The organism is Hyphomicrobiales bacterium, from assembly GCA_016710435.1.
Classification (GTDB): Bacteria; Pseudomonadota; Alphaproteobacteria; order Rhizobiales; family Aestuariivirgaceae; genus Aestuariivirga.
Map to the genome: position 1 here is coordinate 95,271 of JADJVV010000001.1, position 14,660 is coordinate 109,930.

15 protein-coding genes are annotated in these 14,660 nt (G+C 63.1%); 6 read left to right on the top strand and 9 right to left on the bottom strand.

Going from position 1 to position 14,660, the window contains the following annotated elements; translation table 11 throughout:
• Positions 1-112 precede the first annotated feature (112 nt).
• From ilvC to IPM06_00475, 6 genes are all read right to left on the bottom strand, one after another.
• The gene (gene ilvC / locus IPM06_00450; protein ID MBK8768881.1) at positions 113-1,132 is read right to left on the bottom strand and encodes a ketol-acid reductoisomerase; all 1,020 of its coding nucleotides are present in this window, start codon (positions 1,130-1,132) and stop codon (positions 113-115) included.
• Between the two features lie 108 nt (positions 1,133-1,240).
• Positions 1,241-2,608 carry a tryptophanase gene (locus IPM06_00455; GenBank protein ID MBK8768882.1) on the bottom strand — a complete coding sequence of 456 codons (1,368 nt, stop codon included), beginning with the start codon at positions 2,606-2,608 and terminating at the stop codon, positions 1,241-1,243.
• A gap of 145 nt (positions 2,609-2,753) precedes the next feature.
• Positions 2,754-3,152 carry an ACT domain-containing protein gene (locus tag IPM06_00460; GenBank protein MBK8768883.1) on the bottom strand — a complete coding sequence of 133 codons (399 nt, stop codon included), beginning with the start codon at positions 3,150-3,152 and terminating at the stop codon, positions 2,754-2,756.
• A 118-nt stretch (positions 3,153-3,270) separates the two neighbouring features.
• Entirely contained in the window at positions 3,271-4,881 is a 1,611-nt protein-coding gene (locus IPM06_00465; protein MBK8768884.1) for an extracellular solute-binding protein, read from the bottom strand.
• 51 nt (positions 4,882-4,932) lie between these two features.
• Positions 4,933-6,564 (bottom strand): SUMF1/EgtB/PvdO family nonheme iron enzyme, encoded by a 1,632-nt coding sequence (locus IPM06_00470; protein MBK8768885.1) that lies wholly within the window; start codon positions 6,562-6,564, stop codon positions 4,933-4,935.
• Positions 6,565-6,726: 162 nt separating this feature from the next.
• Complete coding sequence (locus tag IPM06_00475; protein MBK8768886.1) at positions 6,727-7,359, bottom strand: LysE family transporter; 633 nt, start codon at positions 7,357-7,359, stop codon at positions 6,727-6,729.
• Positions 7,360-7,459: 100 nt separating this feature from the next.
• On the opposite strand from IPM06_00475, the gene IPM06_00480 reads away from it, so the two are divergent.
• Together IPM06_00480 and IPM06_00485 are read left to right on the top strand one after the other, a co-directional pair.
• Positions 7,460-7,921: a RidA family protein gene (locus IPM06_00480; protein MBK8768887.1), complete on the top strand. Its 462-nt coding sequence runs from the start codon at positions 7,460-7,462 to the stop codon at positions 7,919-7,921.
• Entirely contained in the window at positions 7,918-8,310 is a 393-nt protein-coding gene (locus IPM06_00485) for a hypothetical protein (GenBank protein ID MBK8768888.1), read from the top strand. Before IPM06_00480 ends, IPM06_00485 begins: the two co-directional genes overlap by 4 nt.
• A 6-nt stretch (positions 8,311-8,316) precedes the next feature.
• Here the strand turns inward: IPM06_00485 and IPM06_00490 are convergent, their stop codons facing one another.
• The gene (locus IPM06_00490) at positions 8,317-9,057 is read right to left on the bottom strand and encodes a pyridoxine 5'-phosphate synthase (protein MBK8768889.1); all 741 of its coding nucleotides are present in this window, start codon (positions 9,055-9,057) and stop codon (positions 8,317-8,319) included.
• A 167-nt stretch (positions 9,058-9,224) separates the two neighbouring features.
• Here IPM06_00490 and IPM06_00495 point away from each other — a divergent pair, with 167 nt between their 5' ends.
• The 4 genes from IPM06_00495 to IPM06_00510 all read left to right on the top strand — a co-directional run bounded on the left by IPM06_00495 (position 9,225) and on the right by IPM06_00510 (position 13,529).
• Positions 9,225-10,511 carry a hypothetical protein gene (locus IPM06_00495; protein ID MBK8768890.1) on the top strand — a complete coding sequence of 429 codons (1,287 nt, stop codon included), beginning with the start codon at positions 9,225-9,227 and terminating at the stop codon, positions 10,509-10,511.
• Between the two features lie 122 nt (positions 10,512-10,633).
• A complete protein-coding gene (locus IPM06_00500; GenBank protein ID MBK8768891.1) occupies positions 10,634-11,008 on the top strand; it encodes a hypothetical protein in 375 nt (124 codons plus the stop codon).
• A 95-nt stretch (positions 11,009-11,103) separates the two neighbouring features.
• Entirely contained in the window at positions 11,104-12,609 is a 1,506-nt protein-coding gene (locus IPM06_00505) for a bifunctional metallophosphatase/5'-nucleotidase (GenBank protein ID MBK8768892.1), read from the top strand.
• The gene (locus tag IPM06_00510; protein MBK8768893.1) at positions 12,606-13,529 is read left to right on the top strand and encodes a PD40 domain-containing protein; all 924 of its coding nucleotides are present in this window, start codon (positions 12,606-12,608) and stop codon (positions 13,527-13,529) included. The genes IPM06_00505 and IPM06_00510 overlap by 4 nt, the downstream gene beginning before the upstream one ends.
• Before the next feature lie 48 nt (positions 13,530-13,577).
• On the opposite strand, the gene IPM06_00515 is transcribed toward IPM06_00510, so the two are convergent.
• Both IPM06_00515 and ilvN read right to left on the bottom strand, forming a co-directional pair.
• A complete protein-coding gene (locus IPM06_00515) occupies positions 13,578-13,958 on the bottom strand; it encodes a hypothetical protein (protein MBK8768894.1) in 381 nt (126 codons plus the stop codon).
• 129 nt (positions 13,959-14,087) lie between these two features.
• Positions 14,088-14,651, bottom strand: coding sequence for an acetolactate synthase small subunit (gene ilvN / locus IPM06_00520; GenBank protein MBK8768895.1), 564 nt, complete (start codon positions 14,649-14,651; stop codon positions 14,088-14,090).
• Positions 14,652-14,660 lie beyond the last annotated feature (9 nt).

The following is a 14,660-nucleotide window of genomic DNA, read 5'->3' on the forward strand; positions in this document are numbered from 1 at the left end:
GCCTAGTTCCTCGCCTTGTCCACCAGATTGTTCTTGGCGATCAGGCATCACGCGCCGCGTGATGCCCTTTCTTCAATGCTGAATCGCCCCGCGACCAAGCGTGTCGGGCGGCCTAGTTCCGTGCCTTGTCCACCAGCTTGTTCTTGGCGATCCAGGGCATCATGGCGCGGAGCTTTTCGCCCACGGCTTCAATCTGGTGCCCATCGTTCATGCGGCGGATGCCCTTGAAGCGGGCGCCACCGGCCTTCCATTCCTGCATCCACTGGCTGGTGAACTTGCCGGTCTGGATGTCGTGCAGAACGCGCTTCATTTCCTTCTTCGTCTCGTCGGTGATGATGCGCGGGCCGGTCACGTACTCGCCCCACTCGGCGGTGTTCGAGATCGAGTAGTTCATGTTGGCGATGCCGCCTTCATAGATGAGGTCGACGATGAGCTTCACTTCGTGCAGGCACTCGAAGTAGGCCATCTCGGGGGCATAGCCCGCCTCGACCAGCGTTTCGAAGCCGGCGCGGATCAGTTCCACGAGGCCGCCGCAGAGGACGACCTGCTCGCCGAACAGGTCGGTTTCGCATTCTTCCTTGAACGTCGTCTCGATGACGCCCGAACGTCCGCCGCCCACGCCGCAGGCGTAGGAGAGCGCGATGTCATGGGCATTGCCCGAGGCGTCGTTGTGGATGGCGATGAGGCAGGGCACGCCGCCGCCCTTCTGGTATTCGCCGCGCACCGTGTGGCCGGGGCCCTTCGGCGCGATCATGATCACGTCGATGGTCTTCTTCGGCTCGATCAGGTTGAAGTGCACGTTGAGGCCGTGGGCGAAGGCAATCGCCGCACCGTCACGGATGTTGGGGGCGATGTCGTCGCGCCAGATGTCGGCCTGGAGTTCGTCGGGCGTGGCCATCATCATCACGTCGGCCCACTTGGCGGCGTCGGCGACGGTCATCACCTTGAGGCCGTCGGCTTCCACCTTCTTGGCGGTGGGCGACCCCTTCTTGAGGCCCACGGCCAGTTCCTTGGCACCGGAATCCTTGAGGTTCAGCGCATGGGCGCGGCCCTGCGAGCCGTAGCCGATGATGGCGACCTTCTTGCCCTTGATCAGGTTCACATCCGCATCGCGGTCATAATATACGCGCATATCCCAAGCCCTTTTTGAATGGATTTCGTGGCAGCGCTTAGCGGGACGCAAGCCACAAGGCAAGGTGGTTTCAAGGCACCCCTGACCAGCGCCCGCCCGCGCAGGCGATCAGCCGAGGGGCTCAAACCGCGCCGTGAAGTGCCGCATCATCGGCGGCTCCCAGGTGATGCGGAAACCCTTGAGGGCCTTGAGCCGGGCCGCCACCTCGCCGAACGCCTCCACGATGTAGTCGGCATGAGACTGGGTGTAGACCCGCCGCGGCATGGCCAGCCGGACGAGGTCCATGGCGGCGGGCGTTTCGCTGCCGTCCGGATGGCGGCCGAACATCACCGTGCCGATCTCGCAGGAGCGGATGCCCGCCACCTCATAGAGCGCCACGGCCAGGGCCTGCCCCGGATAGTGCAGCGGCGGGATGTGCGCGAGCCAGCCCCGCGCATCCACGAACACCGCATGCCCGCCCGCCGGCTTCACCACGGGAATGCCCATGGCATCCAGCCGCTCGGAAATGTAGGCGTTGGTGCGCACCCGGTAGCGCAGGTAATCCTCGTCGATGATCTCGCTGAGGCCCTGGGCGATGGCATCGAGGTCGCGCCCCGCGAGGCCACCATAGGTCGGGAAACCTTCTGTCTGGATGAGGCGCGTGCGCGCCTTCTCGGCCAGGGCATCGTCGTTCAGTGCAAGCCAGCCCCCGATGTTGGCGAAGGCATCCTTCTTGGCGCTCATGGTCATGCCATCGGCGAGGGCGAACATGTCGCGCACGATGTCCTTGATGGCGCGGCCGCCCTGCCCTTCCTCGCGCTGCTTGATGAACCAGGCGTTCTCGGCAAAGCGGCAGCCATCGATGATGAAAGGCTTTCCGTGGCGCTTTGCCGCCGCCGCCGTAGCGCGGATGTTGGCAAGGCTGACAGGCTGGCCGCCGCCTGCATTGTTGGTGATGGTGATCATTACGCACGGCACGGCATCGCCATGCTCCTTGAGGAACGCCTCCAGCCGGATCACATCCATGTTGCCCTTGAAGGGATGGTCCAGCGCAGGCTCCCGGCCCTCGGCGATGAGGAGGTCATGGGCCTCGGCGCCTGTGCCCTCGATGTTGCCACGCGTCGTATCGAAATGCGTGTTGGAGGGAATCTTGCGGCCCTTGCCGCCGATGAGTCCGAACAGAATCGCTTCCGCAGCGCGGCCCTGATGCGTGGGGATAATGTGCCTGAAGGGCATGAGATCCCGCACCGCCGCCTCGAAGCGGAAGAACGACGGCGAACCGGCATAGCTCTCGTCACCCTTCATCACGGCGGCCCACTGCGCCGCGCTCATGGCGGACGTGCCCGAGTCGGTGAGAAGGTCGATCAGCACGTCATCGGATTTGATGGCGAAAAGATTGGAGTGCGCGGCTTTGAGAAGCGCGCGGCGTTCATCCACCGTGGTAAAACGGATAGGCTCGACGGATTTGATGCGGAAAGGTTCGATGATGGTCTTCACGAGGCTTGCTCCATTGCTTGGCCCCGCGAATTGACCGGGGCTTCAACGCCGCGGTTGCCTGCCCATGGAGAAGGCAGACCGCGCTCAGCGCCCAGTTAACGGCAGGAGTCGTATCCCAGGCGCGCGGAAGGTGCAAGGCAATGCATTATGCAGACTTGGCAATGCCGGCCAGAATAGCCATCGCCTCCTGCTCGCGCCCGACCGGCACGAACAGGTGATCATGATAGAACCCGGACACGGGATTGACGCCCATGCCCCGCGTTGCAAGCTCCGTCGCAACACGGGCGATAAAGCCGACAGCTTCCAATGACGAGTGCACATTGAGCGTAATCATCCTGGAGGGAAACTCATGCCTGACCCCATGGGCATCCGCCTCCGGCTTCAGGAGGATCAGCGTTGTACCCTCCGCCTCCTCGAATTGCATGATGGGATGAAGACCCTCGGGCATGTGTCCCTTGGCCAGCGTGGCAAAGACGTGAACGCCATCGTGGAGCGTCGCCGTCAGCGTTCGAAGCAGAATGTCGAGATTCTGTTCACCACCCATCCTGCTTCCTTCCGAAAAATGAAACTCCCTCTCCTCATTTCCCGCAGTTTTGCGCTTTGGCAAGCGGGCAAGAGACAACAGGAGGCATCAGACGTTCAGCGGGCGCGGAGGTGGGCTCTCACCCCTTCTTCAGCTTCGACCAGATGCGGTTCAACTCCGCTTCCACGTCAGCCGAGAGGGGTGGCTGGATCGAGAGTTTGCTCATGACCTCGCGGGGCGGATAGAGGCCTGGATCGTCCAGCAACTTGGCTTCCAGCAGCGGCCCGGAGCCCCACACCGTGTTGGCGTAGAGCAGCGCCTTGGTGCCCGCCGCCGCCACTTCCGGCTTGAGGAACCAGTCGATCAACGTGTGCGCGGCGTCCTGGTTCTTGGCGTTCTTCGGAATGACAAAGAGCTGGAACCACAACTCGCTGCCCTCCTTCGGCACGGTGTAGGCGATGGTGCCGGTCTGCTTCACCTTTGCCTCTTCGCGTGCCGTCAGCACGTCGCCGGAAAATCCGATGGAGGCGCAGTAGCGGCCGTTGGCAAGGCCATCCACATACTGCGCCTTGGGCACCACCTGTACGTAGTCCTTGATCTGCGAGAGCGTGGCATCAACGGCTTCGAGGTCGGTGATGCCGACGTTGCGGAAATCGCCCCCCACATAGCTGACGATGGAAGGAATGACGTCGATCGGTTCATCAATGAGCGCGATGCCGCAACTCGCCAGCGGGGCCGCGTATTTCGGATCGAGCAGGAGCGCCATGCTGTTCATGGGTGCATCCGGCGCCACACTCATGACTTTCTCCTTGTTCACGCCAAGTCCCACTGTTCCCCAGAGGTAGGGAATGGAATGGGCATTCAGCGGATCAAGCGCCTCGGTGTACATCTGCGCTGCCGTATCAAGGCGGAGCGTATTGGGAATCTTCAATCGGTCGATCTTGGTGACGGCGTCTTCCTTCTCCAGCACCTGGCGCATTTCCGCACCCGCCTGCACCATGAGGTCGTAGGCCGCGGTGCCCGCCATCAGCAGTGCTTTCGTTTCGGATGAACTCGTGTAGGTGTCCTGGATCACGCGCATGTTGGTGGATTGCTCGAAGCCCGCCAGCGCCGCCGGATCGACGATTCCTTCCGCCGTCAGGATGCGAAGCGTTGCCACGGGCTGCTTGCTGCCGAACTGGGCCGCACGCAGGATGTTGTGCAGCATGGTGGGCGTCAGAAGCCCTGTGACCTTGATGCCATTCTCCGCCTGGAATCCTTCGACGGCGGCAAGCGTGGCCGGACCGAAAATACCATCGACAGGTCCCGGCGCGCCGCCCAGCGACTTCAATGCGTCCTGCGCCTGCCGCACTTCGTCCTTGCCGACCATGATCTGCTGGCCGGGGGCCGAACCGGTGGACCAGCCCTCCTTCACCCACACCGCTCCGAAGAGCGAGCGCAGCAATTGTTCAGGCGAGGGACTGGCGCCCTGCCAGTTCACGGCCGCCAGGTGATTGGCGATGGCGCCCACCGTTGCTGCATCGAGCGTGCGGTTGGGGTTGCCCGGCGGCAGGTAAGCGAGCCGCGTGAGCAGCCGCTGCACCGTTGCCAGTTCCTGCGGCGTGATGGTGCCGAGCGAGGCGAGCGAGGTGCCGCTCAGGTCTTCGGCCTGCGAGCGCCCGGGGATAATGCCCTGCGCCAGCGCGGGCGTTGCCGTCGCCGTGAATATACCGAGAAGGGCCGCACCTGCGAGAAGGGTTGCGCGTGTCATGTTGAAGTCTCCGCTGTCTGTGTTGTGAGAGAAAAGTGAAGGCGTGGAAAATCAGGGCAGCGCGCGCGCCACCCGGAAGCCGATGGTCTTGCTGGCACGCTTGGCATCCTCGAAACCGCGGGCGGGCGTTGCCGAAAGCAGCGCACGACTGGACCACGAGCCGCCACGCAGGAGATGCTTGCGGCAATCGCGCTCGCTGTCCTTCACCTTGTAGGTGAAGCCCGGCGTCCAGCAGTCGGACACCCACTCCCAGACATTGCCGCGCATGTCGTGCAGGCCGAGCGCATTGGCCTTGAGCGAGCCGACCGGCGCCGTTGTGGGGAAGCCATCGGCACAAGCCGCTTCCTGCGCGGCACCCGGTGCCGCGATGTAATTGCCCGACTGGCACACGGTTTGTGCATCGATGAGGGGAATGCCGGTGGCCGGTGTGACGCCGCCCCCCGCTTCCGCGAAATCCCATTCGCTGGCGGACGGCAGGCGGTAGGCCGTGCCTGTCACCTGCGAAAGCCAGGCGATGTATTGCGCATTGGCCTCATCGAAGGAAACGTTGATCACAGGCCGCGTATTGCGGCCCCAACCCTCATCGCCGGGCTGCGCCGTGCAGCCGCCACCCGCCATGCAGCGCGCCCAGTCGTCGAAGGTGATCTCATAGCGGCCGATGGCGAAAGCCTGCAGCGGCGGTGCATCCGCCGGGCGCCGCACCCGCGCCAGTTGCTCGGCGGGCAATCCGGTGGGTGGCACGACGACAATGAGGTCCGGGCAATTCTCGCAATCGCGGAACACCTGGCCCTGCACCAGCGGCGTCTGCGGTTTGACCGGTGGCGTTTCGGCGGGCGGCGGTGTGACAGCAACGGCAACCTGCGCCGGAGCTTCCACTGCTGGCGCTGCATCAGGCTGCGGCACGGCTTGCGGCTGCAGCGCGGTTGTGGCCGCAGGTGCATTCTCCGTGACGGTCACATCCTGGTTCGCGGGCGTTGCTCCCACGATCACCGTGCTGGGAAAAGGCACGGCCTCCGCCACGGGCGGTGATGTCGGGGCTGGTGCAGGCGCAGCCTCCGCCGTATCGAGCGGCGCGGAGGTGACTTCCACGGGCGGTGGCGGAACGGCACCGGCAGGCGCCGGTTCGGGTTCGATCACGGGTGGAGGTGCAGGCACGGGTGCCGCCGCAACAGGTTCAGCGTCCGCAACGGCGGGCGCGGGTTGAGCTTCTGGCTCTGGCGTAACGGGTTCTGCCGTGACCGGTTCTGGCGTGACGGATTCTTCCGCCACCACAGGTGCCTCCGACGTGCTCGCATCATCAACCGGCGCGACGGGCGACGGCGGCGGAGAATTTTCTGCCACGGCGGCGGGCTGCGCAGGAACAGCGGCTGGCGCGGGTGGTGCTTCGGCAACCGGGGCCGGAGCGGCAGGCGCAGGGGCTGGAGCACTCTTCTGCGACGGGAACGCCGCCTGCATCAATGTGCCGATGCGGTTGAAATCCTGCCCGATCAGGAAGGCTGTGCCTGCTGCCGTCCCCAGCAGCAGCGCAAACACGACCATGCCGAGGCGGAAGCGCTTGCGCTTGGCACGCCGCGCCTGCAGCCGCGTCATCTTGGGTTGCGGTGCATTGGGCACAACGCCGAAGCGGGCCTTGTAATCCTGTGATGATTTGGGTGGTGTTTTCGGTAGAGGCGATTGCGACATGTACCCGCTCAGTCCGCCGCGTCGCCGCGCAGCGAATACTTACGTGATGATGCCGTCCCGGGGTGAACTCTCGGGGCCACAATGCGGCACAAGTGTGACCGCGGCCTCCTCGGGGACACAAATGCTAGCCGGACATGCTTAACGAAAGCTGAAGCAGCGCGTTCAGTCGCTGAAGGCGGCGTTCCACAAGAGGCGCAATCCGAGCGCGCCGAGGAACAAGCCAGTCACGCGGTCGATCCACGTCTTGGCGCGGAGATAGAAATTGCGCACCGGGCCTGAGCCGAAGAACAGCGCCACCACGGAATACCACCACACTTCATTGAGCGACACGATGGCAAGCAGCGCCAGCAACATCCACAGCGGCGGATTTGCGGGCAGCATGGCGATGAAGATCGAACCGAAAAACACCATGACCTTGGGATTGCTCAGTTGCACCAGGAGGCCGCGCACAAACGGATTGCCCTGCTCGGCAGCATCGTCGAGCTTCAACGGAACTTTCGCGTGCACGAAGATCTGATAGGCGATCCACAACAGGAACAGGGCGCCAGCAAATTTCATCACGAGGAACAGCACAGGCACGGCGTGGAACAGCGCGTTGAGACCGAACAGCGCAGCCCCCGCCCAGATCACCGTGCCGGCACCCAGGCCCAGCGCCACCTTCACGCCATCAAGCCGCGACCGTGCGACGGCGGTGCGCGCCGTGATGAGGAAGGACGGCCCCGGTGATATCACCGCCAGCAATTGCACAAGGCCAATGGAGGCGAGAGTGAGGATGTCGGCGCTGGTGATCGTCATGGCCAGCGCATGCCACGGCTGCAACACGCGGGAAAGGAAAAACCGGCGTTGTTGCCATCCCGCGCGTGGGTGATAACGTCGCTGCAAAGGACAGGTGGACATGACGCCAGAAGACCGCATCGACAAACTCGGCCTTGCCCTGCCCCCGCCTGCGGCAGCGGTTGCGAACTATGTGCCGTGGGCCATCACGGGCAATCTCGTCATGACCTCGGGCAACCTGCCATGGCGAGATGGCAAGCTCGTCTATGTCGGCAAGATCGGTCGTGAACTCACGGGGGAACAAGGATATCTGTCCTGCCAGCTCTCCTGCCTCAATGCCATTGCGCAACTGCGGGACGCGCTTGGTACCCTGTCGAAGGTCAAGCGCATCGTGCGGCTGGAAGGCACCATGGGCGTGGACGAAAATTTCAAGGACCACCCCAAATGTCTGAACGGAGCCTCTGACCTCATCAACACCGTTTTTGAGGAGCGCGGGCAGCATACGCGGATGATTTACACCAATCCGGTGATGCCGCTGGATTGCACCTCGCTGGTGGTTCTCTACGCGGAGATCGAAACATGATGGACGACCTGCGCAAGGCCGAAATGGAAAAGGCCATGGAAGGGAACGGCATGGTGGGCCAGCGCCTCCTCTCCGAAACGGATGCCGTGCGCGTCTGGCGGATCGAGCTCCGGCCGGGAGAGCGCGTCGGCTTCCACAAGCACGTGCTGAACTATTTCTGGACAGCGACGAGTGGTGGCAAGTCGCGCTCACACCATGCCGATGGCCGCGTGGCCGACACCGAATATGTACTCGGCACCACGCGCCATTACAGTTTCGGCAAGGGCGAGAGCATGGTGCATGACCTTGAGAATATCGGCGACACGGTGCTGAGCTTCACCACTGTCGAACTCAAGATCGGCAGTGCCAATGCCCCACTACCTCTGCCCCTCAAGCCGGAGAACGGCTGATCCCAATCAACCCTGCCCGATGGCCTTGCGGAACAACTTCACCGTTTCCGCCATTCCGAACGTGAGCGCATCCGATGTGATGGCATGGCCGATTGAGACTTCTTCCAGGTTGGGCAATGCCGTCACAAGGCGTGGCAGGTTTTCGCGCGTGAGATCGTGCCCCGCATTGAGGCCGACGCCCGCTGAAGCCGCGGCCTTGCCCGTCGCCACGACCTTGTCAAAGGCCGGGCGCATCGCAGCTTCCGTCAACGCGCCGCCATAGGGGCCTGTATAGATTTCCACACGGTCCGCCCCTACGGCCTTCGCCTTGGCGGGTGCGGCGGGATCAGGATCGACAAACAGCGACACCCGGAAGCCCGATCGGTGCAGCCGCGCGATGATGCCGCTCAGCCGCGCGCCGTCCCGGTCGAAGTCCCAACCATGATCCGACGTGGCCTGCGATGGATCGTCGGGCACAAGCGTCACCTGCTCGGGCTTCTCCATTTCGCACAGGGCGAGGAAGCGCTCGTCCGGATAACCCTCGATGTTGAACTCCCGGCCCGGCCAATCCTTCAGCAACATCTGCCGCAAAACAGTGACGTCGCTTCGCCGGATGTGGCGCTCGTCCGGACGCGGATGAACCGTGATGCCGTGCGCGCCTGCTTCCAGCGCCACCCGCGACAGACCTTCCACGGAAGGCCACGGCAGGTCGCGGCGGTTGCGCAGGAAGGCAATGGCATTGACGTTCACGGACAACTGGCAGGGCAAGGCAAATCTCCTTTTCACTCCTCCGGTTAGCGCCAAAGCGGCTTATTCATAACTGCCGGATTGCGGAAATTTTGCCAGTCCACTTTCAACATCATCCGTGACGCTGGACCGTTTTGGTTTTTTTGCCTTAGCATGGCACGGGGGCTGAAGATCGAGGGACGTTTCACATGCGCGCTGCCGCACTTGCTGCATTTGCTTTCATCACATCCTGGACCATGGCAGCCAACGCCCAGCAGGCGCTGGAATATGACTACACCTCGAACGCCCAATGGCTGATGGCGCAGCAATACATCGGCCCCTCCTTCGATGCTTGCATCGCCCGCAGGACCAGCGCCGACAATGGCCAGACTCTGACACTCGGACGTTCCATCACGGGAGATGATTTCATCCTCGTCCACAACATCGGCGCGTTGATCGCCGCGGGCGAAGCCAAGGCCAAGGGCAAGGTCTGGATCAACGGCAAGACGCCCTATGATTTCTCCGACATGCAGATCTTCGACTCGGTGATGAACGCCGGACAGAAATATGTGACGATCTATCTGGCCAACGGCTTCATCAACCAGTTCGCCAAGGCCAACTCTGTCGACATCGAATTCAGCAGCGGCCGCAGCAGCCATTCCTTGCGCGGCTCCAGCAACATCATCTCCAGGCTCGATGCCTGCATTGATCAGGGCCTGGCGACCGAGCGTGGCAGCGCGGCACCCGCCTTCGCGCCACCTGCGGGATGGGCCCTGGCAACACCGGCGGAAGGCAACGGCACGCGCCTCATCTCCATCGAATTGCCGCTGATGGCGGGAATGCCCACGAACACGAAACTCTACATGGGGATCATCGACACCGGCAGCGGCCGCTTCGAATTGCGCCTGCGCAACGATCCCGCAACACTTGCCACGCGCATCGACCTCAACGCCAGCGATGCGCGGCGCGTGGCCGCCAGCGTCGGCCTGCGCGGACAGACTCCATTCACCACCCTCGCCGCCCTGCAAGGCAGCAACACCGACATCCTCGATATCCTGCCGGCCGATCTCGCGAAACTCGGTGGCAGCGGCTTCCTGCATCTTGAATCGCTCGATCCCGCCAATGCCTACAAGATCGATATTCCATTTCTCGGCGACATCGCTTCGGGGCCTGCCGCAATGATGCAGGACACAACGCCCAAGCCGCTCTCCCTCGATGCGCTGGTGGGCAAATATTACGTGCGCGGGCGCAATCCCAACGGAAATACCTATTATGGGGATGCAGAGGCCATGCTTGAAAATGGCGCGCTTCGCATCAACTGGTCCTGGCGCAACGGCAAGAGCGACACGGGACAGGCCAACCTCGTTTCCAACGTGCTCACCGCACTTGTGCCGGGCTTCAACGATCCCGTGCTCTACACCATCGGCAAGGATCACGTGTGGCGCGGAACATGGGACAAGGGCCGCGCCACAGAGTTTCTCGTTCCACGGCAATAGCGGCCTCTCTCTCGCCCGCTGCTGGCGGAGTTCACGTGCGCCTCGACCTCCGATTGCTTACGGCGCAGGCCGTGACTGCGTAGAGTCACGCCCGGCTGGGGGCGTTGCAATTGGAGGGAACGATGCAACGCTTGGATCGGAACTACATTTTGCTGGGGCTTGCCTGGGTTATCGTGGGCATGATCTTTGGCACCTGGCTGGGTGCCAGCAACCACATGAACTATGGCAACTCGCACGCCCATATCAACCTGCTGGGCTTCGTCACCTCGGTGCTGTTCGGCCTGCTGCACTTTGCCTACCCTGCCCTGCGGCTCTCGCGCGTGGCCGTGGCGCAATTCGTGATATATGAGATCGGCATCCTTATTCTGATCATAGGCAAGGTGATGGTGGATGGCGGGCAGGAAACGCTGCTGCTCCCCATTGGCGCGTTGATCACCATCATCGGCGCGGGGCTCATGCTGGTCATGTTCGCCCGCCACACCGCCAACACCGCCTGACGGTCTCATTGTCATCCCATCGGCTTCGGCCTAGCGTCCCCGTCACAAAAATGACGGGGATTTTTTCTGAACTCGGCCCAGACAGGAGAATCAGCATGACCGTCCGGACACTGACAAAGGCATTTCTCGTCGCGGCCGCTACGGCATTGAGCGCACCCGCGCTGCACGCCGAGCCGGTGTTGATCACCCTCCTGGGGGTGGGCGACATCTATAACTTCGAGGGCGGCAAGACGCGGGGCGGTCTCGCCCGCCTCAACGCCGTGGCCCGGGTGGAGCGCGCCGCCAATCCCAACATGCTCTACCTCTTCGATGGCGACATGCTTTCGCCGTCCCTGCTCTCTGGCCTGGACAAGGGCGACAACATGATCGAACTCACCAACATCGTGCCGTTCGATCTGGCGGTGCCCGGCAACCATGAATTCGATTTCGGACCCGACGTTTTCGCCGCGGCGATGAAGAAGTCGAAATATCCCTGGGCCGCCATCAACATCACTGGCGCCGATGGAAAGCCCATGGCGGGCCTTGCCGGCGTCACCATGAAGGAGATCGCGGGCGTGAAGCTGGCGCTGATCCCCGTGGCGCAGGATACCTCGCCACAGGTGGCGACGACGGGCGACCTCACCTTCGGCCCCACCGCCGACAGCGCCATCGCCGCCGCACAGGAAGCGCGCAAGAATGGTGCCGACATCATCGTGGGCATCGTGCAGGCGCCCCATTCCGACGACCAGAAGATGCTCGCCTCCAAGGCCTTCGACGTGATCCTCTCCGGCGATGACCATGATCTCGTGGTGCAATACAACGGCATCACCGCCTATGTGGATACATCGACGGAAGCCAACTACCTCGTGCCGGTCGACCTTCTCGTCGATGTGCAGGAGAAGGACGGCAAGCGTACGGTGAAATGGGAGCCCAACTTCCGCTTCATCGACACCACCAGCGTGACGCCCGACGCCGAGACGCAGAAGCGCGTGGACGCCTTCAAGGCCGAACTCGACAAGGAATTGAACGTCGTCATCGGCAAGACTGAGGGACCGCTCGATTCACGCCGCAACGTGGTGCGCACGCAGGAAGCGGCGATTGGCAACCTCATCGCCGATGCGATGCGCGACGCCGTGGGCGCGCAGATCGCCATCACCAATGGTGGCGGCATTCGCGCCGACAAGGAATATGCCGCCGGAAGCGAGATCACCCGCAAGGACATCCTCACCGAACTGCCCTTCGGCAATGTGACCGTGCTCACAGAAGTGACGGGCCAGCAGGTGTGGGACGGGCTGGAGAATGGCTTCTCCAAGATCGAGGATGGCGCGGGCCGCTTTCCGCAGGTCTCCGGCATGAAGGTGGTGGCCGACAAGGCGAAGCCCGCCGGCAGCCGCGTCGTCTCAGTGGAGATCGACGGCAAGCCGCTGGATCCCAAGGCCACCTATACCCTCGCCACCAACGACTACATGCTCACCGGCGGCGATGGCTACACCTCCTTCGCCGGTGGCAAGGTGACGGTGGACGCCCGCGGCGGCAAACTCATCGCCAACGACGTGATGGTGCTGGTGAAGAAACTTGGCACCGTGACGAGCAAGGTTGAAGGACGGATCGTGGTGAAATGAAAGAGATCGCTCGGGCGGGGGCACGGGCACTGGTCGGACTGGCGCTCTGGCTTGCAATTGGGCAGGCATGCGCAGGCCCGCGCAACCCCGACTATTCGCCTCCGCGCATGGTGCAGGTTCTCGGCTACAATGGTCACATGATGGAACCGTTCCTCACGCGCGACGGGCGGCTGCTCTTCTTCAACAACCGCAATGATCCGTCGGACCAGACAGACCTTCATGTGGCACAGCGGATGGACGACACGTCCTTCCGCTATCTCGGCCCGCTCATGGGGGCCAACAGTGCGGAACTGGATGGCGTTGCCAGCCTCGATACCCGCGGCAACTTCTACTTCGTCTCGGCGCGGGATTATGCCAGCACCGGAAATACATTGTGGGCAGGCCGTTTCACCGGCGCCGGAGTGGTGGAGGTGCATCCCCTCGTCACCGACTTCACGCCGAAGAGACTGCTGCGCCTGAACATCGACCTTGAGATCAGCGCCGATGGCGAAACGTTGTATGTCGCCGAAAACCGGTGGAACCTGCTGCGCGGCGTGCCCGCAACATCAGACATCACCATGGCGCGAAGGGATGGCGCACGCTTCATCCGGCTCCCCAACGCGGACGCGATGATGAGCAACATCAACACCAACAAACTTGAATTCGCTCCCGCCACATCGCGGGATGGTTTGACATTGTACTTCACCCGCCTCGACATGAAGGCGCTCCTGAAGAAGCGGCCCGGCGCCTTCGCGATCCTGCGCGCCACGCGGCCCGACACGTCATCCCCCTGGGGCATCCCCCAACCGGTCTCGGTCGTGACCGGCCAGACCGAAGGACCGTCCGTGACGCCCGACGGATGCGGCCTCTACTTCCATCGCAAGGATGGCGAGATCTTCCATCTCTACTTCACGCGTGACAGGGCCTGTGCGCCGCAATGAGGGAGAGAGGCCCGCGAGCCTCCCTCCGTTTTGCATGCCGGGAAGTGCCTACATCCGGCCGGTCTGCTTCATGGGCTTCAACTCTTTGCCTGGCATGGTGTCCTTGGGATAGTAGACCGCGCACAGGTGTTTCTTGCCCTTGCCCTTGGCTTTCGCGACTGCAGCGCCAACCGGCGCGACCTGGGCAAGCAGCGCGCCGCCGCCGCCACCCGAACAGCTCACCACCTGGGCACAGGTCTTGTCGCCCATCCAGTATGGCTTCTTGTTCTTGCGCAGCACCGTCTCGCAGCAATGCACCGTGGCGGATTTGCTGGAAGTGCCGCAGCGCGCCAGTGCGTCCGTCACCGAACCGGCCTGAACTGGCGCGGCGGCGAAGGCAAGACTGCAGAGCCCCGCGGCAAGCGGGATGGAGAGATATTTGAATGACATCTGGTGTCTCCGAAAACGTTCGTGCGTAAAGCACCCCTCACCTCTTCAGGTGGGATGCGCGTATCGCGTGCACAAGCGTGCGGATGCACACCCACGGCGTTTCGCCGCAGGGCGTGCGCTTCTGTCATCTCAGCCCTTCATGGACTCCGGCCCGCGCAGGATGGCGGCGACGCCGGTGCGGGAAACCTCGACGAGGCCGAGCGGTACCATGAGCGAGATGAACTGGTCCACCTTGTCGGGCTTGCCCGTGAGTTCGAACACGAACGAATCCGTCGAGGCATCGACAACGCGGGCGCGGAAGGCGTCCGCGAGGCGGAGCGCTTCCACGCGCTTGTCACCCTTGCCCGCCACCTTCACCATGGCGAGCTCGCGCGCCAGGTAGTTTCCGGCAACCGTGAGGTCGGCCACCGAATGCACCGGAACCATGCGTTCCAGCTGGTTGCGGATCTGCGCGATGACCGACGGCGTGCCCGTCGTCACGATGGTGAAGCGCGAGACATGCTTCTCGTGCTCCGTCTCCGAGACCGTGAGCGAGTCGATGTTGTAGCCGCGGCCCGCAAACAGGCCGATGATGCGCGCAAGCACACCCGGCTGGTTGTCGGCGATGACGGCGAGCGTGTGGGTTTCCGGCTCCTGCTTCTTGTCATCGAGGAAGTAGGCGGAACCCGTGGCGGCGAGATGTGCTGCGTTCATTGTCGTTCT